This window comes from Butyrivibrio proteoclasticus (assembly GCF_900115735.1).
Taxonomy (GTDB): domain Bacteria; phylum Bacillota; class Clostridia; order Lachnospirales; family Lachnospiraceae; genus Butyrivibrio; species Butyrivibrio proteoclasticus_B.
Genome location: NZ_FOXO01000013.1, coordinates 39,289 through 65,242, shown reverse-complemented (window position 1 = coordinate 65,242; position 25,954 = coordinate 39,289). Strand labels below are relative to the sequence as shown.

29 protein-coding genes are annotated in these 25,954 nt (G+C 38.6%); 28 read left to right on the top strand and 1 reads right to left on the bottom strand.

Features of this window, described 5'->3' with window-relative positions; translation table 11 throughout:
* The first annotated feature begins 63 nt into the window (after positions 1 to 63).
* The 10 genes from BM146_RS09650 (at position 64) to BM146_RS09605 (ending at position 9,076) form a co-directional block, all read left to right on the top strand.
* Complete coding sequence (locus BM146_RS09650; RefSeq protein WP_074887922.1) at positions 64 to 300, top strand: hypothetical protein; 237 nt, start codon at positions 64 to 66, stop codon at positions 298 to 300.
* Positions 301 to 414: 114 nt separating this feature from the next.
* Positions 415 to 1,293, top strand: a complete 879-nt coding sequence (locus BM146_RS09645; protein WP_074887919.1) for a phosphate ABC transporter substrate-binding protein — start codon at positions 415 to 417, stop codon at positions 1,291 to 1,293.
* Between the two features lie 9 nt (positions 1,294 to 1,302).
* A complete protein-coding gene (gene pstC / locus BM146_RS09640; protein WP_027114863.1) occupies positions 1,303 to 2,205 on the top strand; it encodes a phosphate ABC transporter permease subunit PstC in 903 nt (300 codons plus the stop codon).
* A complete protein-coding gene (gene pstA, locus BM146_RS09635; RefSeq protein WP_074887916.1) occupies positions 2,192 to 3,058 on the top strand; it encodes a phosphate ABC transporter permease PstA in 867 nt (288 codons plus the stop codon). Before pstC ends, pstA begins: the two co-directional genes overlap by 14 nt.
* Positions 3,059 to 3,060: 2 nt before the next feature.
* On the top strand, positions 3,061 to 3,819 hold the full coding sequence (gene pstB, locus BM146_RS09630) for a phosphate ABC transporter ATP-binding protein PstB (RefSeq protein ID WP_026664573.1): 759 nt from the start codon (positions 3,061 to 3,063) through the stop codon (positions 3,817 to 3,819).
* Positions 3,820 to 3,862: 43 nt separating this feature from the next.
* Entirely contained in the window at positions 3,863 to 4,516 is a 654-nt protein-coding gene (phoU, locus tag BM146_RS09625; RefSeq protein ID WP_074887911.1) for a phosphate signaling complex protein PhoU, read from the top strand.
* Positions 4,500 to 5,162 carry an HD domain-containing protein gene (locus BM146_RS09620; protein WP_034446596.1) on the top strand — a complete coding sequence of 221 codons (663 nt, stop codon included), beginning with the start codon at positions 4,500 to 4,502 and terminating at the stop codon, positions 5,160 to 5,162. The genes phoU and BM146_RS09620 overlap by 17 nt, the downstream gene beginning before the upstream one ends.
* A 117-nt stretch (positions 5,163 to 5,279) precedes the next feature.
* Entirely contained in the window at positions 5,280 to 7,076 is a 1,797-nt protein-coding gene (locus tag BM146_RS09615; RefSeq protein ID WP_074887909.1) for a Na/Pi cotransporter family protein, read from the top strand.
* A gap of 9 nt (positions 7,077 to 7,085) precedes the next feature.
* Complete coding sequence (locus BM146_RS09610) at positions 7,086 to 7,754, top strand: response regulator transcription factor (protein WP_026528708.1); 669 nt, start codon at positions 7,086 to 7,088, stop codon at positions 7,752 to 7,754.
* Positions 7,751 to 9,076 carry a sensor histidine kinase gene (locus BM146_RS09605; protein WP_074887906.1) on the top strand — a complete coding sequence of 442 codons (1,326 nt, stop codon included), beginning with the start codon at positions 7,751 to 7,753 and terminating at the stop codon, positions 9,074 to 9,076. The genes BM146_RS09610 and BM146_RS09605 overlap by 4 nt, the downstream gene beginning before the upstream one ends.
* A 2-nt stretch (positions 9,077 to 9,078) precedes the next feature.
* On the opposite strand, the gene BM146_RS09600 is transcribed toward BM146_RS09605, so the two are convergent.
* On the bottom strand, positions 9,079 to 9,891 hold the full coding sequence (locus tag BM146_RS09600; protein ID WP_026528706.1) for a helix-turn-helix domain-containing protein: 813 nt from the start codon (positions 9,889 to 9,891) through the stop codon (positions 9,079 to 9,081).
* Between the two features lie 206 nt (positions 9,892 to 10,097).
* Here BM146_RS09600 and BM146_RS09595 point away from each other — a divergent pair, with 206 nt between their 5' ends.
* From BM146_RS09595 to BM146_RS09510, 18 genes are all read left to right on the top strand, one after another.
* Positions 10,098 to 10,448: a plasmid mobilization protein gene (locus tag BM146_RS09595; RefSeq protein ID WP_026664580.1), complete on the top strand. Its 351-nt coding sequence runs from the start codon at positions 10,098 to 10,100 to the stop codon at positions 10,446 to 10,448.
* A gap of 163 nt (positions 10,449 to 10,611) precedes the next feature.
* Positions 10,612 to 10,884 carry a hypothetical protein gene (locus BM146_RS09590; protein ID WP_027114869.1) on the top strand — a complete coding sequence of 91 codons (273 nt, stop codon included), beginning with the start codon at positions 10,612 to 10,614 and terminating at the stop codon, positions 10,882 to 10,884.
* 51 nt (positions 10,885 to 10,935) lie between these two features.
* Positions 10,936 to 11,232 (top strand): hypothetical protein, encoded by a 297-nt coding sequence (locus BM146_RS09585; protein WP_027114870.1) that lies wholly within the window; start codon positions 10,936 to 10,938, stop codon positions 11,230 to 11,232.
* A gap of 114 nt (positions 11,233 to 11,346) precedes the next feature.
* Complete coding sequence (locus tag BM146_RS09580) at positions 11,347 to 12,402, top strand: ORF6N domain-containing protein (RefSeq protein ID WP_074887903.1); 1,056 nt, start codon at positions 11,347 to 11,349, stop codon at positions 12,400 to 12,402.
* A gap of 9 nt (positions 12,403 to 12,411) precedes the next feature.
* Positions 12,412 to 14,109 carry a recombinase family protein gene (locus BM146_RS09575; protein ID WP_074888051.1) on the top strand — a complete coding sequence of 566 codons (1,698 nt, stop codon included), beginning with the start codon at positions 12,412 to 12,414 and terminating at the stop codon, positions 14,107 to 14,109.
* A gap of 93 nt (positions 14,110 to 14,202) precedes the next feature.
* Positions 14,203 to 14,385 carry an RNA methyltransferase gene (locus BM146_RS09570; RefSeq protein ID WP_074887902.1) on the top strand — a complete coding sequence of 61 codons (183 nt, stop codon included), beginning with the start codon at positions 14,203 to 14,205 and terminating at the stop codon, positions 14,383 to 14,385.
* A 661-nt stretch (positions 14,386 to 15,046) separates the two neighbouring features.
* Positions 15,047 to 15,820, top strand: a complete 774-nt coding sequence (locus BM146_RS09565) for a methyltransferase domain-containing protein (protein WP_074887897.1) — start codon at positions 15,047 to 15,049, stop codon at positions 15,818 to 15,820.
* Between the two features lie 171 nt (positions 15,821 to 15,991).
* Positions 15,992 to 16,354 (top strand): helix-turn-helix domain-containing protein, encoded by a 363-nt coding sequence (locus BM146_RS09560; RefSeq protein WP_074887894.1) that lies wholly within the window; start codon positions 15,992 to 15,994, stop codon positions 16,352 to 16,354.
* Between the two features lie 65 nt (positions 16,355 to 16,419).
* Positions 16,420 to 17,343 carry an ORF6N domain-containing protein gene (locus tag BM146_RS09555; RefSeq protein ID WP_074887891.1) on the top strand — a complete coding sequence of 308 codons (924 nt, stop codon included), beginning with the start codon at positions 16,420 to 16,422 and terminating at the stop codon, positions 17,341 to 17,343.
* Between the two features lie 26 nt (positions 17,344 to 17,369).
* Complete coding sequence (locus BM146_RS09550; RefSeq protein WP_074887888.1) at positions 17,370 to 18,083, top strand: KilA-N domain-containing protein; 714 nt, start codon at positions 17,370 to 17,372, stop codon at positions 18,081 to 18,083.
* A gap of 111 nt (positions 18,084 to 18,194) precedes the next feature.
* Entirely contained in the window at positions 18,195 to 18,866 is a 672-nt protein-coding gene (locus BM146_RS09545; protein WP_074887885.1) for a DUF5680 domain-containing protein, read from the top strand.
* A 481-nt stretch (positions 18,867 to 19,347) separates the two neighbouring features.
* On the top strand, positions 19,348 to 19,890 hold the full coding sequence (locus BM146_RS09540) for a GNAT family N-acetyltransferase (RefSeq protein ID WP_074887882.1): 543 nt from the start codon (positions 19,348 to 19,350) through the stop codon (positions 19,888 to 19,890).
* A gap of 19 nt (positions 19,891 to 19,909) precedes the next feature.
* Positions 19,910 to 20,605, top strand: a complete 696-nt coding sequence (locus BM146_RS09535) for a DNA alkylation repair protein (protein WP_074888047.1) — start codon at positions 19,910 to 19,912, stop codon at positions 20,603 to 20,605.
* Between the two features lie 119 nt (positions 20,606 to 20,724).
* Entirely contained in the window at positions 20,725 to 21,813 is a 1,089-nt protein-coding gene (locus tag BM146_RS09530; RefSeq protein ID WP_074887879.1) for a PTS sugar transporter subunit IIC, read from the top strand.
* Complete coding sequence (locus tag BM146_RS09525; RefSeq protein ID WP_022772341.1) at positions 21,813 to 22,259, top strand: restriction endonuclease; 447 nt, start codon at positions 21,813 to 21,815, stop codon at positions 22,257 to 22,259. The genes BM146_RS09530 and BM146_RS09525 overlap by 1 nt, the downstream gene beginning before the upstream one ends.
* Before the next feature lie 18 nt (positions 22,260 to 22,277).
* On the top strand, positions 22,278 to 23,105 hold the full coding sequence (locus BM146_RS09520) for a DNA-3-methyladenine glycosylase family protein (protein ID WP_074887877.1): 828 nt from the start codon (positions 22,278 to 22,280) through the stop codon (positions 23,103 to 23,105).
* A 5-nt stretch (positions 23,106 to 23,110) separates the two neighbouring features.
* Positions 23,111 to 24,562 carry an MFS transporter gene (locus tag BM146_RS09515; RefSeq protein ID WP_074887874.1) on the top strand — a complete coding sequence of 484 codons (1,452 nt, stop codon included), beginning with the start codon at positions 23,111 to 23,113 and terminating at the stop codon, positions 24,560 to 24,562.
* A complete protein-coding gene (locus BM146_RS09510) occupies positions 24,559 to 25,890 on the top strand; it encodes a carboxylesterase family protein (protein ID WP_074887871.1) in 1,332 nt (443 codons plus the stop codon). The genes BM146_RS09515 and BM146_RS09510 overlap by 4 nt, the downstream gene beginning before the upstream one ends.
* The last annotated feature ends 64 nt before the right edge of the window (positions 25,891 to 25,954 follow it).

Here is a 25,954-nt window from a genome sequence, read left to right as displayed (position 1 = left end):
TTTACCAATGTTGATAATGGATTTTACATGTATCTGCTAGCATTGCGCTAGGAGGTGAAGAGTATGTCTAAAATATGGAGTTTTGTAAATGACTTGAAGGTCAAGAAGAATCATAAAATCACAATGTTTATTTGGTTTACAACAATACTATATGGATTAACCGGCGGTTTGATATGGGGATTGATTGGAAGATTGATATTACCTGAAATAACTTGGCTATTTTGCTTTATAGGGTACCCTGCGGTGTTTATGGGACTGTTTGGCGGGGCAATCTATCTATACAATCATGAGTTCATATGATTTTTCAAGACTTTTACTGAACTTTTACATAAAGATGGTTATGGATTTTACATTAGGCGAATATTATTGTCATTGTAAAAAATACGGCGCCAAATTATGTAAGTTCAGAAAGGAATGAAAAATAATATGAAGAGAAGAATAATTGCCATTATGGCAGCAGTAAGCTTAATGACATTTGGGCTAGTAGGATGTGGAAGCGAGAGTCCCCAAAGTGCTGATGCTGCAGAGCAGGGAAAAAATGAGGAATCTGTAGAATTGAATGGAACTATTAAACTTGCAGGCTCAACATCTATGGAAAAACTTTGCGAGGCTATGTCTGAGAGTTTCATGGAGAGGAACCCAGGAGTGACAGTCACCGTTGAGTATACTGGCTCAGGTGCAGGTTTGGAATCTCTTGCAGCCGGTTCTGTAGATATCGGAAATGCTTCCAGAGGCCTGAAGGATGAGGAAAAGGCAAGTGGTGTAGTAGAAAATATTGTGGCAATTGACGGTATTGCAGTGATTACTAATAAATCTTGTAGTATCAAGGATGTGACGTCAAAGGATCTTGCTAAAATCTATTCGGGCGAAATTACAGACTGGGCTGAGCTTGGTGGTGAGGAACAGCCAATCATTGTAATTGGTAGAGAGGCAGGTTCAGGCACAAGAGATGCATTTGAAGAGTTACTTGAAGTAAAGGATGGTTGCGTGTATGCACAGGAGTTGGATTCAACAGGAGCAGTTCTTGCAAAAGTAGCAACTACACCAGGAGCAATCGGTTACGTCTCGCTTGATGTGGTTGATGACACCGTGTCAGGATTAAAGATTGATGGAGTGGAGCCAACAGAAGAAGAGATCCTAGCAGGAAATTACATGCTTCAGAGACCGTTTGTAATGGCTACAAAGGGCGAAATGTCAGGGCAGAATGAACTGGTTCAGGCTTGGTTTAACTATATCAATTCTGATGATGGTAAGGAAGTTATCAAACAAGTTGGACTTATTATTCCACAATAAGGGGTATACATGAAGAGAAAAGCATTTATAGAAAAAACTGCCAAAACATTATTCGAGCTTTGTGCAGTAGTGGCTATATTTGCAGTTTGTGCAATTACTATCTATATGTTCATGAAAGGTGCCCCGGCTTTAAAGGAAGTCGGGGTTTTTGATTTACTTTTTAAAACCATATGGAAGCCAACTGCAAGTGAACCATCTTATGGTATTGGATTTATTATTTTGGCTTCGGTAGTAGGAACTACCACTGCACTTTTTCTTGGAGTTCCGATAGGATTGTTAGCTGCAGTATATATATCAGAAATGGCAGGAAAAACAACAGGAAACATTGTACGAACTGCAATAGAATTATTGGCTGCCATTCCATCAGTAATATATGGATTAATTGGAATGATGGTACTTAATCCGATTATGTTTAGATTTGAGCAAATAATATTTGAAGACGATAGTTCTCATCAGTTCACTGGAGGAGCAAACATGCTTTCTGCAATTATTGTACTGACAATCATGATTTTGCCAACGGTAATAAGCGTAAGCACATCGTCGTTAAAAGCTGTATCTGACACTCTTAGAGCAGCGTCGTTAGCACTTGGTGCAACAAAAGAACAGACAATATTCAAAGCAGTTATTCCAGCGGCGAAATCAGGAATACTTACAGGTGTAGTGTTAGGTACAGGTAGGGCACTTGGTGAGGCAATGGCTATAAATATGGTTGCAGGGGGAGCAGTTAATATTCCGTTACCATTTAATTCTGTTCGTACTCTTACCACTCAAATTGTAAGTGAAATGGGTTATGCCCAAGGTACGCATAGACAAGTATTATTCACAGTGGGATTAGTCTTATATATTTTTATCATGATTGTGAACTATGCATTGCTAAGAGCAAGGAAAGCGGGGATTGATGATGTCGATTAGTAGAAGAAAGTTTATTGATTGTATCCTGCGCTTTTTAATATATATCTGCTCGATATTTTCAGTACTTTTGTTACTTGGAATTATTGGATATGTGTTAATAAGAGGTATTTCTGCGGTTAACATAACATTTCTTACTTCAGTAACAAGCGTATTGAAAGGAACTGTGGGGATTGCAGGTAATATTGTAAATACATTACTGATTATTCTTATCACCATGATAATTGCAACTCCAATCGGTGTAGGTAGTGCAATATATCTTAATGAATATGCAAGGCCTGGGAGAGTTGTAACAGCAATAGAATATGCAACAGAAACCTTGAGCGGTATTCCATCCATTATCTTCGGCCTATTTGGAATGATGTTTTTTGGAGAAAAGCTCGGATTAGGTTATTCACTTTTGACAGGATCTTTAACATTGATTCTCATGGTGCTCCCTTTGATAACACGAAATACGCAGGAAGCATTAAAAACTGTACCAAGTTCGTATCGGAATGGTGCAATCGGACTTGGAAGTGGCAAATGGCACATGATACGAACAATACTTCTTCCAAGTGCTATGCCGAGAATAATCACAGGAGCAATACTTGCCATAGGAAGAATTGTGGGAGAATCAGCGGCACTTTTATTTACAGCCGGAAGTGCCAAGTTATTACCCCAAGGGATTAGCGGACTTTTAGCTAAACCATTTCAGTCTGGAGGAACCCTTACTATTCAGATGTATCTATCTGCCACAAGTGAAGGTGATTTCGAAACAGCATTTGGAATAGCTGTAGTGCTTTTGATTATCGTATTGGCTATAAACCTTGCAACAAAAGCATTAACAAAACGATTTGATGTGACAAGAAAGGAATAGTAATGGGAGAAACAAAAATCAGTGTTAATGATTTGAATTTATATTATGGACAAAATCATGCATTAAAAAATGTAAGCATGGAAATAAAGGAGAAGGCTATTACGGCATTTATTGGACCATCAGGTTGCGGTAAATCTACCTTTTTGAAAACTCTAAACAGGATGAATGATTTAGTTGAGGGAGTAAGGATTGATGGGACGGTAAAAATCGATGGAGAGGATATTTATGGTAGAGATATAGACACTACGCTGCTTAGAAAAAAAGTAGGCATGGTATTTCAGCAGCCAAATCCATTTCCAATGAGTATATATGATAATGTGGCTTATGGTCCAAGAGTCCATGGCATTAAGGATAAGAAAAAGCTTGATAAAATTGTAGAAGATAGCCTGAGAGGAGCTGCGATTTGGGAAGAGGTGAAAGACAGATTAAAGAAATCCGCTTTATCACTTTCCGGGGGACAGCAGCAAAGAATATGTATAGCCAGAGCTCTGGCCGTAGAACCTGAGATTCTGCTGATGGATGAACCTACATCGGCTCTTGATCCTATCTCTACCACAAAGATTGAAGACCTTATGGAGGAATTAAAAAAGAACTATACAGTAGCTGTGGTCACACATAATATGCAGCAGGCCGTGAGAGTATCGGACTATACTGCATTTTTTCTTGTAGGTGAGATGGTGGAATTTGGCACAACCAAGCAGATTTTCTCTTACCCAAATGATAAAAGAACTGAGGATTATATCACCGGAAGGTTTGGCTAATATGCTTAGTGAATTAGTAAGAATTATAGAAGGGAATATTCGAATGAGAAGTAAATTTGATGAACAGCTTTTAGAACTTAATCATAAGATGATTGAGATGGGAAACAATATAATATCCTCGATTCAGAAGGCTATAGAAGCGTTGGTAGCCCGAGATATTGATCAGGCAAAGCTGATTATGGATGGTGACGCAGAAATTGATCATCTCCAGAAAGTAATCGAAAGTATATGCTTTAATCTTTTGATACAACAGCAGCCAGTTGCAAGAGATCTTCGAACAGTGACAGCAGCAATGAAAATGGTTACTGACATGGAGCGAATAGGTGATCATGCAGCAGATATTTCGGAAATGACTATACTTATGGGGCAGAATAGTCAAATAGATAAGTTTAATCATATTTCAGAGATGGCAAGCGAGACAATGATAATGCTCAATCATAGTATTGAAGCTTATGTAGAAAAGGATGTTGTAAAAGCTAGGGAAGTTATTGAATATGATGATATTGTTGATGAGTTGTTTGTAAAGGCAAAAAAGGATGTTATCCAACTTATCTTAAATAATCCTGAAGAAGGTGAGGAGGCAGCCGATATTTTGATGATAGCAAAGTACTTTGAACGAATAGGGGATCATGCAACAAATATAGCAGAGTGGGTAATTTATTCACTAAAGCAGAAGGAGAATGAAGATGAAGTATAAAGATATTAAAGAGAATGAAGAGGTACTGGCATTAATAGCAAAGGGAAATGAAAACCTTGGAATATTGGGGTATACAGACCATTCAGAAGTACATGCAGCTTTGGTAGCCGAGCGTGCTACCAATATTCTTGAGATTCTTGGATACAGTAAGAAACAGATTGAACTTGTTAAGGTGGCTGCATTTATGCATGACATTGGGAATGCCATCAATCGTAGTAGGCATGCAGAGTATGGTTCATTACTTGCAAATGACATATTAAAGAAAACAGGCATGGATAGGCAGGAGAGACTTACAGTGGTTTCTGCAATCGCCCATCATGACGAGTCAACAGGTGGAGCTACAGATGTAATATCAGCTGCACTCATTATAGCAGACAAAACAGATGTTAGAAGAAACAGGGTGCGTCAGAAACCAAAAGCCAACTTTGATGTTCATGATAGAGTGAATTATGCTGTTACCAAAACAGATCTTATTATTGATAAGGATAAAAAGCAAATTTCATTAAATCTCGAAATTGATGAGAAAATCTGTACCATGTATGAATATTTTGATATTTTTCTCGGTAGAATGCTGATGTGTAGAAAAGCTTCAGAACTATTGGGAGTAACGTTTAGATTAATGGTTAATGGAAATAAAGCATTGTAATAGTAAGCAAAGTTTATAATTTTACATAGATTTTACATAGGACATTCATACATTTTACTTTCATTCAGTATGCTAATAATTGGCGTATTTTTTTAGCATACCCAGAAAGGAATTTGTATGGATATTTTTAATGTTCTAAATATGATAGGTGGGCTATCCCTGTTTCTATATGGAATGAGCATGATGGGGAATGAACTGTCAAAGATGGCAGGCGGAAAGTTGGAAATAATTCTTGAGAAGCTTACTTCAAAGAGGATATTTGCGGTGTTGCTTGGCGCAGGAGTTACGGCAGTTATTCAATCATCATCTGCAACTACTGTCATGGTAGTTGGATTTGTAAATTCAGGCATTATGAAGCTAAATCAGGCTGTAGGTATTATTATGGGGGCAAATGTGGGTACAACTATTACATCCTGGATGCTTTCACTTACAGGAATCGAGGGAAGTACCATTTGGCTTAAGATGCTAAAGCCTTCATCATTTTCGCCTATATTAGCGGCAATAGGTATTATTTTAGTTATGGCAAACAAAGAAGAATCTAAGAAAAAGGATGTTGGTGGAATCTTACTTGGATTTGCGATTCTCATGTTTGGAATGGAAACAATGAGTGGAGCTGTGTCTGGGCTAGCAGACAATACTTCTTTTACAAGAATGATGACAGCTTTTAGGAATCCTATACTTGGAATGGCTGTTGGTGCAATTCTAACGGCAGTAATTCAAAGTTCATCTGCATCTGTTGGTATTTTGCAGGCACTTTGTTCTACCGGAGCTGTACATTATGCAGTAGCGCTTCCGATTATTATGGGGCAGAATATCGGAACCTGTGTAACCTCAATTATTTCATCTGTTGGGGCAAACAGAAACGCACGTCGCTCAGCGATGATTCATTTATATTTTAATCTTATAGGAACAATTATTTTTATGGTTGTATTCTATTCTTTGAATACAGTTATAGATTTTGTTTTTTTAGATAAGGCTGCTAATGCAGCAGGGATAGCTGTGATTCATAGTTTATTTAATATTGGTGCGACAATACTTCTTTTCCCATTTGCGGATAAGCTTGTAAAGCTGGCTGAAATAACCATACCAGATGGAGCAGAAGAGCCGGAGGCTAAAAAGGATTCTATCATTATTGACGAGAGATTCTTGGACAGGCCGGCATTTGCAATGGAATTATGCCGTGGAAAAGTAAGAGAAATGGCAGAGTATTGCCAGAAATCTATCACCTTATCACTGGAAGCCCTATTAGAATATGATAAGAAAAAGGTTAAGGAAGTTAAAAGACTTGAAGCTGTAGTCGATAAGTACGAGGATGCAATTGGCTCATATTTGGTAAAAGTATCAAGTAAGAATATTTCAAAATCAGATAGCCAAAGTATGTCCATTATTTTGCATAGTATCAGTGATCTTGAAAGGATTTCAGATCATGCCTTAGAGATTGTTGAATCAGCAGAAGAAATAAAAGATAAGGGCTTAGAGTTCAAGAAGGGGCAGCTCAGAGAAATGAAAGCTCTTTGTGGAGCTGTTAATGATATATGTGCACTAACAGTTGATAGCTTTTGTAAAAATGATGTAGAGCAAGCTACTCATGTTGAGCCTCTTGAAGAAGTTATTGATACACTATGCAAGACCATTAAGGAGAATCATATTAATAGATTGAAGAAGGGAAAGTCTACTATTGAGATGGGATTTATTTTGGATGATGTATTGACCGGTCTGGAGCGAGTATCTGATCATTGTTCAAATATAGCTGTTGAAATGATAACTATTTTAGATGATGATTATAATACGCATGAGTATTTTGAAAGCTTATCTAGTGAAGACAGAAAGAGCTTCAACAAGGAGTATGAAGAACTGATTAAGCAGTACCCCATCAGTAAGAAAGAGATAGAACAGTCTAAGGACGCACAATAGGAGAGAAGAATGGCGCTTATTTATATAATTGAAGATGATGACAGCATAAGGGAAATCGAAGAGCTGGCCCTCATAAATGCGGGGCATAAGGTATTAGGATTTTCATGTGCAAAAGATTTTTATGACAAGATGAATGATGTGATTCCGGATTTATGCTTAGTGGATATTATGCTTCCGGATGAGAGTGGCAATGAAATAGTAAAGAAGCTTAGAAAAAATCCTGAGACAAAGAAGCTTCCTGTGATTATGGTTACAGCTAAAACAACAGAGCTTGATTTAGTTAGAGGAATTGAGGATGGTGCTGATGATTATATCAAGAAGCCATTTTCGGTTATGGAACTAATCTCAAGGGTGAAAGCCCTGCTTCGTAGAACTCAGGCTGAGGATATAAAAGAACTTAGGCTGGACGAACTAGTTATAAATAATGAAAAGCATGAGGTTACTATCAGTGGAAATCATGTTGAGCTAACCTATAAGGAGTATGAGTTTTTGTCTTTTCTTGTATTAAACAAAGGAATCGTACTGAACCGTGACACTATCATGGAGCAGGTATGGGGAGCTGATTACGAGGGGGAATCAAGAACTATAGACATGCATGTAAAAACTCTTCGTCAAAAATTAGGGGATTATGGTAGTAGAATCAAGACCGTGAGAAATGTAGGATATGTAATCGAATGAAAATAAGAATAAATATAAGACTGGTTGGAATTGCGATATTAGCAATTATCGCAACAGTTATTGGAATTACAATTATATATTACAATCTCTTTGAGGGTCAGGTGCGATCAGATCTATCTGTCAGTGCGAAACTTCTAAAGGATACCAAATATTTTGAAACAGTAGATATTGATGTAGATCAGATAGATTTATCTACTGATTTAGATGAGATGCGTGTAACTTGGATTGATAAAGATGGAACTGTTTTATATGACAATGATGCCTCAGCGGAGCTATTGCAAAATCATTTTGACAGACCAGAGATACAGGCGGCTTTTGAACAGGGTGAAGGGGAAGCAGTTAGAAGATCTGACACTATGAATGAGGATACTTTCTATTATGCGTTGCGTTTAGATAATGGAACGGTTCTTCGTGTTGCTACCAATGCACAGAGCATTTGGGCGGTATTCATATCAGCGATACCAATTATTTTATTAATTATTCTCCTTATCATTTCAATTTGCATAGCGATTTCTCATCTGCTTACAAAACAGTTTTTAAAACCAATAGAGATTATGGCGGAAAATTTGGAGAATGCTGATTATGAATCACCGTACAGGGAATTGGATCCTTTGGCAGAAATGCTTCGCACCCAGCATACAGATATTTTATCTGCTGCAAAAGCCAGGCAGGATTTTACGGCTAATGTTTCACACGAGCTGAAGACACCGCTGACCGCTATTTCTGGTTATGCTGAATTGTTAGAGGGAGGAATGGTAGGCGCTGAGAAGCAGAATCATTTTTATCAGGAAATCAGAAAGAATGCCGACAGATTACTTGCATTGATAAATGATATTTTGAGACTCTCGGATTTGGATAGAAAAGATTCTGAGTTACATTTTACCGAGGTTGACTTATATGAGACTGTCTCAGAATGTATGGAAGTCTTATCAGTTAATGCGAAACAAAGAAACGTGACAATAGAGCTTGAGGGGAAAACGAGTATTGTTTGCGGAAACAAAGATATGCTCAAAGAGTTGGTTGAAAATCTGGGGCAGAATGCAATCAGATACAATAATCCTAATGGCAAGGTAAAGATTTCTGTGGGAACAATTGATGGTCAGGTTGCGCTTACAGTTAAGGACAATGGAATAGGAATACCTGCTTCAGAGCAGCAGCGAATTTTTGAACGATTTTATCGTGTTGATAAAAGCAGATCAAAAGCTACAGGTGGAACAGGGCTTGGTCTTGCGATTGTAAAACACATAGTTGAGATTCATGATGCCAAAATTGAGTTAGATAGTGCACCTGGGGTAGGAACGACTATATCTGTGTTGTTTTAGGATTATTTTTTCTTCTTCCCGCGTCCATTTCCTTTAACCGGTTTGCAGAGATCAGAGTAGCGCTGCAAAATGTCGGTAAAGGTCTTGAACTCGTATGGATCCATCTTAGTAAAATTGATTTTGAAGAGTTTGCTATACATGACCATCTGAGCCTGAGTGACATTGTCGGCGGTCTTTAATTCCTCAAATGAGTCAAGGATATCGTCAACCGGTGTGGTTGCATCACCGGTTTCTGCATCTTTGCCATGGGCATCTCGTATAGCTTTTGCTATTTTGACAATGTCGTTTCCAAGAAGATTGTTGAAGTAGTTGTCTTCAGATATGGTTGCTGCTTCTAAGGTTTTCATGTAATGATCTTCATCGGAAATGCCTTTATTTTGAAGCCGAACTCTTGTCTGTTCAATCATTTTGTTGATGTTTCGAAATTGCATTCCGGCAAGATTATCAACGTAGATTTCCATGTCCGAAAGAAAATTTATAAAATCCGGGTGCTTAATCATTTCACAAATCAATCTGACATTAAGCTTCCCACTTTTTAGTAAATCTACAGTTTCATCATCCAGTCCAAGTTCATCTATAGGAAATAGATGTTGTTCTCTATTTTCAGTAAGTCCCAGAAGATAGTCTGATGTTACTCCATAAAAATCCGCAAGTGTGATGATGGCCTTGTGAGAGATTTCTTTGTAATCATCTGTTTCATAATTTCCCAGTGATGCTCTGGATATTCCGGTCTGCTCTGACAATTCTTGCAGAGACAGGCCTTTTTCTATTCTTAAATCTTTTAGTTTTTCCTGAATTGATAATTTACACTTCAATGCTTTATTCCCCCAGTGCTTTTCCTAAAGTCCTTGTATATGTAAATCATAACAGAATGTAAGTTTGCTATAAATGATGAATTCCAATATCGTGGAAAAATTTGAGTAGAGCATCTATTTCCTACCTCTTGGATATACGGAGTTGGGCTTCTAAATCTTGGATAATTAGTCCATGAACAACGATAACGAGAGGAGGTGAAAAGCAAATGTTGTTAAATCAGGGATACGTTCCATGTAACAAACAGATTCATATCAAGATTCCCGAAAATGAATTACAAATGATTCACGACAGGATGGAGCAGATAGGAATCAAAAACATGAGCGCCTACATTAGGAAGATGGCAATCGATGGATATTACATCCACATTGATTTCAGTGAGTTATTAGAAATCATCAAACTCCTGAAAATTGACAGCAACAATATCAACCAGATTGCAAAAGTTGCCAATTCATGTGGCACTGTAGATAGCAAAACAATTTCTGATATGAAGGAGAATCATGAGCGAGTTTTGAAAAAGGTAGAAAAGACTTTCAACAAATACTTAGACATTTATTGACTTCGTTTTTAGCCTGCTTTGCAGGCGTAGCTTGTCGATGAAAATCGGCAATCAGGGGGATTGGGGCACACTCCCCAACAAGCAAAATCGCATCAGGTGTACACCGATGCACTGCTTGCCAATTTGTGAAAGACTATAAAACTATGATGAAAGGGAGGAAAATATGGGAAGGAATTACTTTGAAAATCCATCTTGTAATGTAGCTTTTGAAAGATGCATCGATGTACTTGCTGAGCTAATTGAAAAGTATGCCGGTAAGTTTGCTATGGATGATATAGGCTATGACTATTGCGTATATATTGGCAATACGCCGGTCACACTTGTTTATTCATACAAAAATTTGGGTGATCGACTCAAAGATTATTATAGGCAATGTTATCACAATCAAGACTCAGGGATGAAATCAGAAAAGAGCATGTGCCAAAAAGCAAGTTGACAGTGACACAGTGCGGAATTACAATGGTGTCAGAAAGCGAGGTGGCACAAGATGAAGATTACAACTCTTGATGAAGCCCTTGAAAGAATAAAGGAATTAGAAAAAGAGGTTGCAGAGCTAAAGGCGGAAAATGAAACGCTCCGTAACCGTAACTTCGGTGGTCGCAAAAAACATGATGAAGCTTGGATGGCAGCATACAATGATTTCATGTTGAAGTATGAGAGTGGCATGACTCTTATGGAGATTGTGGCAGAGGGGGATGTCAGCAGAAGAACAGCCTATCGCTATCTGGCATATTATAAAGAACTGCAGAAAATTGCAGGGACTTCAAAAAGTGTTCAAAAGTGAACACTTTAACTATAAAGTTTAAACCGGTCGAATTCGACGGGGTTAAAAAGAAAAAAGGTTAAAACGTAGAATCTTGAGGTCAAAATTTTTCACCTCAAGATTGGAAAGGAAAATATGGGCGAAAAAAAGAACGAAGTGGTGGATAATACTGAATTAGTTCCAGTAGAAGTTACAGAAGAATTTTTGAGAGAAAAACTATATGAAGTTCGTGGCGTAAAGGTAATGCTTGATGCAGATTTGGCAGAAATATATGGATATGAAACTAAAAGGTTAAACGAGCAGGTAAAGAGAAATATAAGAAAATTTCCTGAAGACTTTATGTTTCAAGTGACTGATGAAGAAGTGAAAATTTTGTGGTCGCAAAATGCGACCGCAAATATTAATTCAATGTCGCGTAGTAATCCATACGTTTTTACAGAGCAAGGATTGTATATGTTAATGACAGTTTTAAAAGGAACACTGGCAGAAAAACAGAGTATAGATTTAGTTCGTACTTTCAAAAAGATGAAGGACTATATTATTGATAATCAGAGTCTTATTGGTCAGCGTGAAATGATGCAGCTATCAATGCAAACTGCAAGCAATGTGGTCGAGATAAAAAAGCTCCGAATGGATCTTGTTTCTGTGGAAAAACAAATGTCAGATGTCATGGATGGACTTAGCGATGTTGTGACAAAATCTGATCTTGCAGACATGATGAATAGTTTTGTTAGTGACGAGGATAATGGCTGGCTCATGTATAATACCAAGTATTGCAGTGCGGATGTGGCATATTCTTCAATATACAGTAAAGCCAAGAAATCAGTATATCTTGTTGATAATTATATTGGAATTAGAACGTTGGTACACTTGAAAAATGTTATTTCGGGAGTGGAGATCAAGGTGTTTAGTGATAATGTAGGTACTTCAAAACTCCACAATATTGAATACAAAGATTTCTGCAAAGAATACCCAACATTAAAAATTACAATGCAACGTACCGGTGGAATTTTTCATGACAGATTTATTGTTCTTGATTACGGAACAAAAGATGAACGTGTATTTCTGTGCGGTGCATCGTCAAAAGATGCAGGTGGTCGTATTACAAGTATTGTAGAGGATTTTGGAATAGATAAGTACAAACCTATGATAAAGCAGTTGTTGCAAAATAGTGCATTACAACTGACCTAGGAGGGGTTGATAGTGAAGAAACAACAGAAATGTTATATCTATACCCGTGTATCTACCGCTATTCAGGTTGATGGTTATAGTTTAGATGCACAGAGGGATAAACTTATTAAATATGCCGAGTATCAAGATATGGAAGTTGTAAAAGAATTTTCTGATGCGGGTCATTCCGGAAAGAATATTAATGGAAGACCTGAATTTTCTCGGATGCTTGAAGAGATAGAAAACGGTGATGATGGAGTGAGTTACGTTCTGGTATTTAAGCTGTCAAGATTCGGGCGAAATGCTGCTGACGTTCTCAGCTCATTACAGCTTATGCAAGATTATGGTGTTAATCTGATCTGTGTAGAAGATGGAATTGACAGTTCTAAAGAAGCAGGAAAGCTTATGATATCTGTTCTTTCAGCTGTTGCTGAAATTGAGCGAGAAAATATTCTTGTGCAAACAATGGAAGGTCGTAGACAGAAGGCAAGAGAGGGGCGATGGAATGGTGGCTTTGCTCCCTACGGCTATAAGCTTGTTAATGGGGAACTTATAATTGCAGAAGATGAGGCGGAAATTATTCGCATTATTTTTGACAAATACATTCATACCAACATGGGTGTTAATGGTGTGGCGGATTACCTAAATACGCATGGGTATAAGAAGAAAAAGCGTCAGAATAATACACTTGATGCATTTGCAAGTTCTTTCATAAAGGGGGTGCTTGATAATCCTATTTATATGGGAAAGATGCCTTATGGCAGGCGCTCTAATGAGAAAATTCAAGGAACGCGAAATGAATATCATGTTGTAAAACAAGACGAATATGATTTATATGATGGAATTCATGAGGCTATTATTTCAGAGGATGACTTCAGACTTGCAGCTCAAAAACGTAAAGAAACTGGAGTAAAAAGAGAAAAGACGCATAGCCTTGAGCATGAACATATTTTATCGGGAATATTACGGTGCCCTGTTTGTCATGGCGCTATGTATTCTAATGTTAATCGTAAAAAGAAAGTTGACGGCACATACTATAAGGATTTCTTCTATTATGCATGTAAGCATAGGCTTAAAGTCGATGGTCATAACTGTAGCTACCATCATCAATGGGGGCAGGATAAAGTAAATGCTGCCGTAGAAGAGGTTATATATAAGCTCGTCAATAACCCAAAGTTTCAAGATGCTCTCAAAACTAAAGTGGGAGCAAAAACAGATACAGAAGAGTTGGAAAAAGAAAGAGAAATCTGTCGGACCAGACTTCGACAGACAATCGGTGCTAAGAATAAACTGGCTGAGCAGATGGATGCTCTTGATGTTAGTGACAGGTTCTATGACAGAAAATATGATGATATGCAGGAGCGCATGAATAAGCTATATGAGGAAATTGGTGCAATAGAAGATGAGATTGATACCATCTCCCTGAGAATCGAAAACATAAACAAGAAGCAGCTTTCCAAAGACTCTATCTATCGCATCCTTAAGAGCTTTGATAAAATATACGGTGAATTCACAGATGCAGAAAAGAAGCGCTTTATTAACTCTTTTGTAGAGCGTGTTGAAATCTTTGAAGAGGAACAGGAGGATGGACGCTTCTTGAAGAGTATCAAATTTCGGTTCCCGGTATACTACAATGGGGCCGAGACACAGGAAGTGGATCTTTCTGATTCTGGTTGGGACTATCAAAGGAGCCTTGAAACGGTATGTTTATTGTCCAAACTTCATTAAGCAAAACATCATATCAACGTAAAAGTAGATATGGACGAGCTTGATCTTACAAGTGCGGAAGCTAAGGCGACGTACAAAGAGATTGAGGAGTGAGTGCAAGAAAGGTATGGATTTCATGTGACAAACCTCAATATAGCACAGGTGAAGCAGAAACATGGGATTATAGAAAGAGAGAATTACAATAAGCCAAAATCAGAAAATAGCAGACAACCTGGATGCCCGGAGGAAAAGGTTAAAGCTATAGAGGATGCTTTGAGGCATTTTCAGATGATATAGTAGCTGATTTATCTTTCAGGATTATGTACAACTTGAGCTGGTGTAAAACTGCCTCTATCTAAGAGGTTTCATTTAGTGGCAGTTCAATTTTAGGTTGTGGTTCTGCCTATATTCCGAGTGATGCTGATATAGGTAGTTGATTATTCGGGATGATTTCTGCCTATATTTTGAGTGTTATTGATATAGGCAGTTGAAATTTGAGTTGTTATTCTGCTTCTTTTGAGATGTTTGCGATATAGGAAGAATAATTAAGAAAAAATAAACTGCCTATATTTATAAGAATGTGATAGAAGCAGAAAGACAGGCCTAAAAAATACTGCCACTATTAAATAAACTAAAATAAAGGCAGTACGGCCTTATTAAATCGACTGCTATTTTAACAAGTTCAAGAAAAGTGGCAGAAGCAGAATAAAATGCAATAGTCTATCGGAATATATATTAGTATTTACGCGTGCTTATAGCATTGTATATAATATCTTTGTTGTGACAATCTGGATAAAAAGATGTCGCATGGGAGGTAATCATGAGAATGCGAGATAACTACTCGGTGCAGTTTTAATGCTGACAGCAGGTTGTACCGAGGTTAATATGAGTTATTTGCTGTCACATACTGCACCGAACAAATAATGAAGAACAGATTTTTATTTGAAAAGGAGCAGATATGAATACAGATAGAATAAGTGAATTAAGAAAAGAGTGGGAAGCAGAGGAGAAGGTTGCACACATACATGGCTGGGATTTTTCTCATATTCATGATAGATATGAAGAAGAGGATGACCTCCCATGGGACTACAAAAAGATAATTGAAGATTTTCTTCTTCCTGATATGAAACTGTTGGATTTTGATACAGGTGGTGGCGAGTTTTTATTATCTTTGAAACACCCATACAAGAACACTGCAGCGACTGAAGGATATGCCCCTAACGTTGAATTGTGTAAAGAGGTTCTCTTACCCTTTGGAATTGATTTCAGACCTTGCGATGATGAGTCAAATATCCCTTTTGCTGACAGCTCTTTTGACATAATGATAAACAGGCATGGAAGCTTTGATCCTGTGGAAGCACATAGACTTCTCAAGCCGGAAGGGCTTTTTATTACACAGCAGGTAGGAGGCAGGAACGACAGAGATCTTGTTGAGATGGTTCTACCGGATGTACCTGCACCTTTCCCAGAATTTGAATTGTCAATTCAGAGAAAGAAGTTTGAAGAAGCAGGCTTTGAGATAATAAGAGCTGAAGAAGTATTTAAACCAATCAGGTTCTACGATGTTGGGGCATTTGTATGGTTCGCACACATTATCGAATGGGAATTTCCGGGATTCTCTGTTGAAAAATGCTTTGATAAATTACTTGAAATGCAGGAAGTAATTGACAAGAATGGTTTTGTAGAAGGTACTATTCACAGATACCTTATAGTGGCAAAGAAAAAAGGCTAATAATAATGATGGAGCGGTAAGTATAAACTTGCCGCTTTTTCTTTGCATGAAAATGCAGTAATAAGAAGAATAAGAAGACGGAGTAGATCATTGAAGGATAGCATGAGGTGTAGTATAATGAATTCACTAATATGAATGTTATATAAGTGAATAAAAAGCGAGGTATCACTCATGATTATCAGTGAAAGAATTATAAAGGTTTTGAAAGAACGTAATATGACTCAGGCGGAGTTTGCAAAGCAGGTAGGTATTTCAACCAGTACCATAAGCGAATGGAAAAAGAGAAAGACCAATCCTACGGTAGAAAAGATAATGGACATCTGTAATGTTTTGCAAATTACCCCGGAGCAACTTCTTACTGGTAAAGGAATTGAGGATGAAGAGGAAATTGCTGCAGCAAGTCCAGAAAGTAAATTCACTCCAGGCGATGTTCAGATGATTGAAGATTATCATAATCTCAAGGAAGAACAGCAGAAGCGTCTTATGGCTTATATGGATGCACTGAAGAAGATAGAGAGTTTGGAAGAGCTGTAAAGGTTTAAAGTCATAAATTGTGACTATAGATATGAACTACAATAGGAAGAATACGAGAGGTTTTTATGGATGAAATAGTTACTATTACAGATACGGTCGGTTTGCCTAATCAGATGATTGATCTTTCGAAGATAATATACACTATTCGAGGAAAGCAGGTAATGCTTGATAGTGATTTGGCAATATTATATGGCTACGAGGTAAAGAGACTTAACGAACAGGTAAAAAATAATATAAATCGATTTCCTGAAGATTTTATGTTTCATATGACTAAAGAAGAAGTGAAAGATTTGCGGTCGAAATTTTCGACCGCAAATATAAATCCAAAAAGCAGATCGCTTCCACATGTTTTTACAGAGCAAGGAATATATATGTTGGCGACTGTATTAAATGGTGAAATAGCAGAGAAACAAAGCATATTTATCATGCGGGCATTTCGGGAAATGCGACATTTTATTATGAATAATGAGAGAATGTTCGAAAGGATAAATAGCATTGAATTAAAACAGTTGGAATATCAAAAAGAGTCAGAAGAAAAGTTTAATAAAATATTCGATTACATAGCAGATCATAAAGAAGACAATCAAAAGATTTTCTTTGATGGTCAAATATATGATGCCTTCAGTCTACTCACAGATATTGTAGGGCAAGCTAAAAGAGAAATTGTTTTGATTGATGGGTATATTGATGTAATTACACTAAATATTCTGGCAAAGAAAAATGTAGGGATTCATGTCTTCGCATATACTCTCCCTAGCGCAAGGATATCTGCACAAGACATTAATAGTTTTAATGCGCAGTATCCAACATTAACAGTAAAAAGGACCACAGCATTTCATGATCGTTTTCTTATTATCGATGGTGTCCATGGATATCACATAGGGTCTTCTTTAAAAGATGCGGGAAAGAAGTGCTTTGGCATAAACAAAATAGAGAGTGTCGATGTTCTTAAAGATATTATGAGTAAGGCACAACAGACTGGTGTGTAAACTGAAAGGAAGCTTTCTTATGAACTATGAGAAATAGGGAAACTATAGAATTTCTTGGGTTATGGGAAAGTTTGCATAATCATGATTTTAACCCCCTCGAATTCGAGGGGGTTAGAGGTGAGGCTGGATTACATGCATTTACAATGTCACCGTCCAAGTGGATTGAGGGGGTAAACGCAATTGGAATCGTCTCAAAAGCAGGAAGATATGGTGGAACGTATGCTCATTCGGATATCGCGCTTGAGTTTGCATCATGGATTTCAGCTTCATTCAAGTTGCTGATTGTTAAGGATTATCAGCGCCTAAAGAAGGATGAGAACAGCCGCCTGTCTCTTAACTGGAACCTGAACCGCGAGATAGCCAAACTTAATTATCGTATTCATACCGATGCAATAAGGGATCACTTGATACCGCCAGAACTTACACAGGATCAGATCTATTTCAAATATGCAAATGAGGCGGATATGCTTAATGTGGTATTGTTTGGTATGACTGCAAAACAGTGGAGAGATGCTAATCCGGGTAAGAAAGGAAACATCAGAGATGATGCCAACCTTAATCAGATTCTTGTGCTGGCAAATATGGAGAGCTATAACGCAATCCTGATCGGACAAGGCAAAACAATGTCAGAAAGGATAGTGCTGCTCAGAGAGCTTGCTATAAAGCAGATGCAGACTCTGTCCATGGTAAGTATGGATGGTATAAAACAACTGCCGTGTGGCGATTCTGAGAAAGAATGATGAAAACGCCGGATCTTTGATATGATGTATAACAAAAGTAGCAAAAGAGCAATCAATGGCTAATGTATCTCAGCAATGAGAAATTGTATATTGGTCTTGGAGGTGATGAGTATGATTTTTTCAGAGAAACTACAATTAATCCGTAAGAGTAAGGGGATGACACAGGAAGACCTTGCAGAAAAGCTTGCTGTATCAAGACAGGCGGTTGCAAAATGGGAATCAGGCCAGGTTTATCCTGATATTAGTAATCTTATCCAGATAAGCAATCTTTTTAATGTTACTGTAGATTATCTGGTCCGAGATCAGGAGTGTATGGTTAGTTACGAGAATACTGAGGATAATGATCTCAGTAAGCTGATCGAATTCAGGCTTGAAGCTAATGTAAATACTTATGCTGCCTATATGAATGAAACAGACTCTACAAGGATAGATTCTCACGACTTTTCATATAGCAGTGGACCATATATATATCATGACACGTATGTTGGCAGTGAAAAGTTTGCCGGTGAAGAAGCAATCTGGGTCGATGGCAAGATTCAGTATGCAATGAATTATCTTGGAAGGGTGTTAAATCAGCAATTCAGTGGTGATTTCCTGAAAGAAGCACTTCGCAAGGCGGATCAAAAAATGCCATACCGAGGACCGGAATACTATCAGTCAGGTGAATATACATATAAATGCAGTGTTACCGGAGATTTTTCCTGGTTTCAGGGATATGAAGAAATCTATTGCAATAATGTAAAAGTATACGAATGCTATTTCCATGGTGGAATTATAAGATAAACATCTTTTTTGAGCCCCTGAGACTAAATTCCCCGTAGATTATGATGCTGAAGCTGGTGGTAAGGTGTTGCTCAAGCGTAACGACGTCGATATTTGCCGATCGCATTTCTTTGGAAGAAGCAATTGAAATGATGAAGAAATAGCTTAATGAGAACAAAACATGTTGTTGTAAAAAATGAAAATCTTGCTGATTATTCTATGATGCGAGGATTTTGAGTTGACATGACGGCGTTACATGATTATACTCATAAAAAAATTGAAGAAAGCAGAAAAGATATGAAGTATACATTTCTCAATAATTCTAATACACCAAATACTAATCCCGTGAATACTAATCAGGGGACTTTTGGTGTTATGAATGATGAGGAAAAACAATATTTTTACTAATATTATTTCTGTATATAAGATATAGTGAAGCCTCATCAGACAATAGTGGTTTGATGAGGCTTCCTTTATATAAAATGAAAATGGAGGATTTGTTATGGAACTAGTAAGAGTACAGGATTCTGATTATCGAAAAACATATGAGCTTTATATGTCTTTTCCTGAGAATGAAAACGGGTATATGAATAATGTATACGGCTATAGCTATGAACAGTTTCTAGAGTGGATTGAAAAAAAGAGAAATTGGTCAATGGGGAAAAATCTTCCTGAAGGATTTGTTCCTGATACTACTTATGTGCTTGTTGATGAAGGTGTTTATGTCGGTGTTTTTAATTTAAGACATTGTTTGAATGATTTTTTGAGAGAAGGGCCTGGTCATATTGGATATTGTATTTCGAAAAAATATCGTGGAAAGGGATATGCAACGAAAGGACTTGAGCTTACCCTTACGAAGGCAAGACAGATGTGCATTCATGAAGTATATATGTCTGTTAATAAAGATAATCCTGCAAGCCTCCGTGTGCAGATAAAAAATGGAGCATATATTCATCATGAAAATGCAACAGAGTATTTTACACGGATAAATGAGATTGAGGAAGGCTCTTCAAGGGAAAACCAAGGAGCAAAACATTATGGATAATTGTGGAGAAAGAGATATTATGATGATTGAAGAAATAAGAACAAGGCTTTTTGAATTGCAGGATATAAAGTATAGGGATTTCCAGAGCGGACTCATACCAACTGCGGAAAAGGATATGTTCATTGGAGTAAGGACACCTGAACTTAGAAAATATGCCAAAGAGCTGGCGAAAACTGAGGGAATTGATGAATTCCTAAGTGACCTTCCACACAAGTATTTCGATGAGAATCAACTTCAGGCTTTTATCATATCAGAGATTAAAGACTATGATAAATGTGTAAAAGAGCTAAATGAGTTCCTTCCATTTGTGGATAACTGGGCTACGTGCGACCAGATGTCACCAAAGGTTTTCAAGAAGCATAAAGAGGATTTGCTAAAAGAAATACCAAAGTGGCTTAAGTCAGATAAAACCTACACAATCAGGTTTGCTATTGGCATGCTGATGCAGCATTTTCTGGACGAGGACTTTGATGAAAAATACCTTAAAGAAGTGTCAAAGATCAGATCAGATGAGTACTACATCAACATGATGATAGCCTGGTATTTTGCTACAGCTCTTGCCAAGCAGTATGAGTCAGCAATTTTGTATATCCAAGATCACAGGCTTGATGTATGGACCCATAACAAGACAATTCAGAAGGCAATTGAGAGCTATAGGATTACGGATGAAGCAAAAGAGTATTTGCGCGGTCTGAAAATAAAGACACAAAAGTAAAAATATACTTGCATTTGCGGAAAATACTGTCTGTTGTCACTTTTTTAGTTCAATTCTCTAAAGTGTTATAGTATAATCGTGGGGATGCTATAAGACAAAACTATAACAGGGAGAATGGTATGGAAAAGTTTAAAGAGTTTTTGAAGCGGAAAGACATTGAGATTTCTTTAAAGCGATATGGAATCGATGCACTTGGAGCAATGGCTCAGGGACTATTCTGTTCGCTTCTTATTGGAACTATCATCAACACAATTGGTACTCAGTTCCATGTTCCTTTTTTGATGAAAACAGTGGCAACGATTGCCGGTACAGAATATACAGTTGGTGGTCTTGCTACAGCGATGAGCGGACCTGCAATGGCAGCAGCTATAGGATATGCTCTTAAGTGCCCGCCACTGGTTCTTTTTTCAATGATCACGGTTGGATTTGCGGCTAATGCTCTTGGCGGAGCAGGTGGCCCTTTGGCTGTATTGTTCGTTGCAATACTTGCAGCAGAATTTGGTAAAGCAGTTTCCAAGGAGACAAAGATTGATATTCTTGTCACACCTCTTGTTACTATAGGCGTTGGAGTATTTTTCTCATGGCTCATTGCACCGCCCATTGGCAGGGCAGCTATGTGGATTGGAAACCTTATAATGTGGGCAACTGAGCTACAGCCATTTCTCATGGGAATTTTGGTTTCCGTGCTTGTTGGTGTGGCTCTTACACTTCCTATTTCTTCAGCAGCAATCTGCGCGGCCTTTGGTCTTACAGGGCTTGCAGGTGGAGCAGCTGTAGCAGGATGCTGTGCCCAGATGATCGGCTTTGCAGTTATTTCTTTTAAAGAAAATAAGTGGGGCGGACTTATCTCACAGGGAATCGGAACATCAATGCTTCAGATGGGAAACATCATTAAAAATCCAAGAATCTGGATTGCTCCAACACTTGCATCAGCCATAACAGGCCCTATTGCTACATGTCTTTTCAGATTGCAGATGAATGGAGCTCCGGTTTCATCAGGAATGGGAACCTGCGGAATGGTAGGACCTATCGGAGTTTATACAGGATGGGTCAGTGATGTGGCGAATGGTGCCAAGACTGCTATCACAGGATTTGACTGGTTTGGACTTTTAATGATTTCCATAGTGCTTCCGGCTGTTTTTTCACTTATAATAAATGCAGGTGTTAAAAAACTTGGCTGGGTAAAAGACGGAGATATGAAACTTTAATGTTTAGAGATAATATAATTTATGCAGTTATAGGGGCAGCGGTGGTTTTACTTGCTGTCCTTATACTTTATCTAATTAAAAGGCATAAAATGCGCCCGCTTCCTATGGATGAAATGGAGGGGCATGACTTCGAGTATTATTGCGCGGATCTGTTAAAAGACAATGGCTTTCTCGAAGTTGAAGTGACCAAGGGGAGCGGCGACTTTGGCGCTGATATCCTTGCTGAAAAGGATGGCGTGACATATGCTTTTCAGTGTAAATGTTACGATAAGCCAATTGGAGTCAAGGCTATCCAGGAGATATACGCGGGGCGCGACTACTATGGCAGGATGGTTGGCGTTGTCATGACCAATCAGTATTTCACACAGCCTGCTGTGGAGCTGGCTACAAAGCTCAACATCATGCTTTGGGACAGAGGCTATGTGGATAACATGGAAAAGAAATGAGAAAAACAGGAGCAAAAAGTGATAATAGAAATTAAAGATGATTTTGATCTTGGGAAAATAGCTGACAGCGGTCAGTGCTTCAGGTTTAACAGGTGCGGAGAAGAGTCGCAGGAGCACTACAGCGTTGCAGCATTAGACAAACATGTGCTGGTTAAAAAAATTGACGAAAACAGATACGAATTTAGCTGTGACCAAAAAGAATATGACTCCTTTTGGAAAAACTATTTTGATATGGACATCAGCTATAGTGATATTCGTGCAAGAATTGATAAAACCAAAGATGAATATCTTTATAATGCTTCGGAATACGGCAAAGGAATAAGGATTTTGCGGCAGGATCCGTGGGAAATGATTATTTCTTTTATCATATCCCAGAGAAAAAATATTCCTGCTATCAAGGCCTCAATTGAAAAACTCTGCGCTCTTGTGGGGAATGTAATTGATGAGGGAGAAGAGTTTGGGAAAATATATTCTTTTCCCACTCCTGAAAAAATAGCAGCTTTATCAATGGAGCAGCTATCATCCTGTAGCCTTGGATATAGAGATAAGTATGTTCATCAGGCGGCACTTGATGTGGCAAGCGGCGCAGTAGACTTAAAGGCATGGGAGAAGCTATCTGATGAAGAGCTGATGGAGAATCTTCTGAAATTATTTGGTGTTGGGGTTAAGGTTGCAAATTGTGAGATTCTTTTTGGCTATCACAGGCTTGATGCGTTTCCTATTGATGTTTGGATAAAAAAAGTACTTGATGCACATTATCAAAAAGGCTTTTCTTTTGAAAGCTATGCTCCTTTTAATGGGGTTATGCAGCAGTATCTTTTTTTCTATTCAAGAACAGGAGGGTAATTTCTATGGGGAAAAATGAAGAAAAAAGTGTGATCCAAAGGGCCAGTGGCCTTAGGACCGCAGAATATGTCTGCTATGCATTGGGGGATGCGGGCGGATGCCTGGTGTTTGGTTTGGTGACTTCCATCCTGCAGACCTACTATACGGATGTACTTATCTTAAGTCCGTTCTTTATCATGATCATGTTTGTACTGACAAGAGTCTGGGACGCGGTGAATGACCCAATTATGGGGCGCATCTGTGATACAGCGAAGGTCTCAAAGCATGGTCGATATCGTGTGTGGTTTCTTCGCGTGGCAATACCGCTTGCTATAGCATCTATTCTGTTATTTTGTAAATTCCCGGGTTTTGGTACGCCGGGAGACAATTTGCCTGCCTATATTTATGCGACAGTGACCTATGTTGCATGGGGAATGATCTATACCATGCTGCAGATTCCTTACGGCTCTCTTGCAAGTGTTATCACTTTGGATGACAAAGAAAGGTCCAAACTGTCAGTATTTCGTGCTGTTGGTGCGGCTATTGGTTCTATGCCTGTCATGGTGCTTTCAATGCTTTGCTTTAGCACTGATAAAACAACAGGTCAGTCCATTGTAAAATATGATGTTCTTTTAACCGGCGTTATCGTCATGGCTCTTTTATCTATGATAGCGCTTCTATTTGCATTCCTTGGTACAAAAGAGCGAGTGAAGGCGGAGCCAAAGCACCATGAAAAGGGCGCAGCAGGCAAAGCTTTAAAGCTTATCTTTGGAAACAAGTCCATGTTATCTATTTCAGTAGTAGCAATGCTTCTTTTGGCAGGGCAGATGTTTACTCAAAGCTACTATGTGTATCTTATCCGCTACTATTTTGGAAAGGGCGGTATTTTTGTCTCACTTCCGACTATCCTTACCTATATTCCAATGGCAATACTGATGGCATTTACTCCAAAGCTTGCCAGAAAGTATGGCAAAAAAGAGATTACTTCCGTAGGTATGATCATTGCGGCAGCAGCGAACTTTTTAATGTTTTTCCTGAAATTCCTGGATCCGGCAGCGGCACTTATGCCTTTCATGTTTTTGTGCTTTGTCTCCGGATTTGGTTTAAACCTATTTGTCTTGCAGCTGTGGGCTATGGCGGGGGATGCCATAGACGAGATCGAAGTTACAACCGGAAGTAAGGATAACGGAACAGCTTATGCGTTCCTTAATTTCTTCCGTAAATTGGGGCAGGTAATCTCAGCCATTGCGGTAAATGCAGCTCTTTTGGCAATGGGATATTATGACACTGCAAGTACGCTGGAATTCAAATTTACCGGGGCACAGCTGTCTTTAATGTATGTACTGGCAACCCTGATCCCTGCTGTAATGTTTGCCCTAATGGCGCTATTCCTGATCGTCTGGTATCCGCTTTCAAAGGAGAAAGTGACAGAACTTCAGGCAAAAAAGGAAGCATACTTTGGAGTTGAGAATTTATGAGTGATATTAAGTTTATTGAAAAAGAAACTGGCCTTGGCAGGATCAGAGGCCTTGAGAGAGAAGACGACCTGGCCTTTCTTGGGATTCGCTATGCAAAGGCAGAGCGTTTTTCCTATGCTGTTCCCGTAGAAAAATGGGAGGGGACATATGATGCCACGCACTTCGGCGATGCCTGTACTCAGTACCGGACCTACTTTCCCCATCTTGATGTGCCGGAGCGACTTTTTTATCATCGGGAATTCAGAGAGGGACTAAGTTTTACCTATAGTGAGGATTGCCTGAACCTCAACATCTATGCGCCAAAAGATGCTCAAAACGCACCGGTTCTTGTATTTATCCATGGCGGAGGCTTTAATTCCATGGCTAATTCCGAGGGCTATCTTGACGGCGCCGGTTATGCGAAGCGTGGAATCATACTTGTGTGCATTAACTACAGGGTGGGAGCCTTTGGATATCTGACTCATGAGGAAATACAGGAAAAGAATGGCCGCGACGGAAACTTTGGACTTGACGATATTTTAGTTGCCATTAAATGGGTTAAAAGACATATAGCTTCATTTGGCGGTGATGCTGAAAATATTACGGCTATGGGACAAAGCGCTGGAGCAATTTCTCTGCAATACCTCTGTCTTTCTCAAAAGGCAGAAGGTCTCTTTAAGCGTGCTATCATGCTCTCTGGTGGAGGTCTTTTTCCTAAGAAAGCTAGGCCAAAGCCTGCTACTGAAACCAGAGAATACTGGAAAGAAGTAATGAAAATAGCCGGGGTAAAGACTTTAGAAGATTTCCGGCACTTGGATGAAAAAGAAGTGATGGCAGCTGTTGAAGTTATCAAAACTGAGCGAAATGACAATCTTGTAAACACACAACCGGTTGTGGATGGTTATCTTCTGGAAAAAGATACGGCGCAGCTTGTGAAGCATCCTTTGCGCATTGACTATATGGCAGGTACCACATCCAACGATATGTTCAATGTGGTCCTTTACCACATGGCTTGGAAATTTATAAAGAGCAATAGAGGATATCGCTATTTCTTTGATATTGATGCGCCGGGAGATGATAACGGTGCCTTTCATTCTTCGGATCTGAGGTATTTCTTTGGAACTCTTGATAAGAGCTTTCGGCCTTATGGCGAGAAGGATAAGGCTGCGTCAGAACTGATTATGGATTACGTGGCAGCATTTGTAAGAACCGGAAATCCCAACGGAGAGGGGAGACCGATTTGGAAAAAAGGCGGAAAGCCCCTATATATCTCCAAGGGTGGCTTTAGAATGAAGCGGGCGAATCCTGTTTTGCTGATTCGAAATACCTTTAGGGGAGATCCAAAATAAGTGTACACAAAAGAGCGAATCCGTATATAATTATCTTGTGTTTACTTAAAACTAAAATATTAGC

Bases quoted from the DNA above. Each gene is read 5' to 3' on its own strand.
- phoU (WP_074887911.1), top strand. From the start codon at position 3,863: ATGAGAAGTAAATTTGATGAACAGCTTTTAGAACTTAATCATAAGATG.
- BM146_RS09550 (WP_074887888.1), top strand. From the start codon at position 17,370: ATGAGAAATAGGGAAACTATAGAATTTCTTGGGTTATGGGAAAGTTTG.
- BM146_RS09595 (WP_026664580.1), top strand. From the start codon at position 10,098: ATGTTGTTAAATCAGGGATACGTTCCATGTAACAAACAGATTCATATC.
- BM146_RS09530 (WP_074887879.1), top strand. From the start codon at position 20,725: ATGGAAAAGTTTAAAGAGTTTTTGAAGCGGAAAGACATTGAGATTTCT.
- BM146_RS09590 (WP_027114869.1), top strand. From the start codon at position 10,612: ATGGGAAGGAATTACTTTGAAAATCCATCTTGTAATGTAGCTTTTGAA.
- BM146_RS09545 (WP_074887885.1), top strand. From the start codon at position 18,195: ATGATTTTTTCAGAGAAACTACAATTAATCCGTAAGAGTAAGGGGATG.
- BM146_RS09560 (WP_074887894.1), top strand. From the start codon at position 15,992: ATGATTATCAGTGAAAGAATTATAAAGGTTTTGAAAGAACGTAATATG.
- BM146_RS09650 (WP_074887922.1), top strand. From the start codon at position 64: ATGTCTAAAATATGGAGTTTTGTAAATGACTTGAAGGTCAAGAAGAAT.
- pstC (WP_027114863.1), top strand. From the start codon at position 1,303: ATGAAGAGAAAAGCATTTATAGAAAAAACTGCCAAAACATTATTCGAG.
- BM146_RS09585 (WP_027114870.1), top strand. From the start codon at position 10,936: ATGAAGATTACAACTCTTGATGAAGCCCTTGAAAGAATAAAGGAATTA.
- BM146_RS09620 (WP_034446596.1), top strand. From the start codon at position 4,500: ATGAAGATGAAGTATAAAGATATTAAAGAGAATGAAGAGGTACTGGCA.
- BM146_RS09510 (WP_074887871.1), top strand. From the start codon at position 24,559: ATGAGTGATATTAAGTTTATTGAAAAAGAAACTGGCCTTGGCAGGATC.
- BM146_RS09565 (WP_074887897.1), top strand. From the start codon at position 15,047: ATGAATACAGATAGAATAAGTGAATTAAGAAAAGAGTGGGAAGCAGAG.
- BM146_RS09515 (WP_074887874.1), top strand. From the start codon at position 23,111: ATGGGGAAAAATGAAGAAAAAAGTGTGATCCAAAGGGCCAGTGGCCTT.
- BM146_RS09615 (WP_074887909.1), top strand. From the start codon at position 5,280: ATGGATATTTTTAATGTTCTAAATATGATAGGTGGGCTATCCCTGTTT.
- pstB (WP_026664573.1), top strand. From the start codon at position 3,061: ATGGGAGAAACAAAAATCAGTGTTAATGATTTGAATTTATATTATGGA.
- BM146_RS09535 (WP_074888047.1), top strand. From the start codon at position 19,910: ATGATGATTGAAGAAATAAGAACAAGGCTTTTTGAATTGCAGGATATA.
- BM146_RS09555 (WP_074887891.1), top strand. From the start codon at position 16,420: ATGGATGAAATAGTTACTATTACAGATACGGTCGGTTTGCCTAATCAG.
- BM146_RS09610 (WP_026528708.1), top strand. From the start codon at position 7,086: ATGGCGCTTATTTATATAATTGAAGATGATGACAGCATAAGGGAAATC.
- BM146_RS09605 (WP_074887906.1), top strand. From the start codon at position 7,751: ATGAAAATAAGAATAAATATAAGACTGGTTGGAATTGCGATATTAGCA.
- BM146_RS09645 (WP_074887919.1), top strand. From the start codon at position 415: ATGAAAAATAATATGAAGAGAAGAATAATTGCCATTATGGCAGCAGTA.
- BM146_RS09580 (WP_074887903.1), top strand. From the start codon at position 11,347: ATGGGCGAAAAAAAGAACGAAGTGGTGGATAATACTGAATTAGTTCCA.
- BM146_RS09540 (WP_074887882.1), top strand. From the start codon at position 19,348: ATGGAACTAGTAAGAGTACAGGATTCTGATTATCGAAAAACATATGAG.
- BM146_RS09525 (WP_022772341.1), top strand. From the start codon at position 21,813: ATGTTTAGAGATAATATAATTTATGCAGTTATAGGGGCAGCGGTGGTT.
- pstA (WP_074887916.1), top strand. From the start codon at position 2,192: ATGATGTCGATTAGTAGAAGAAAGTTTATTGATTGTATCCTGCGCTTT.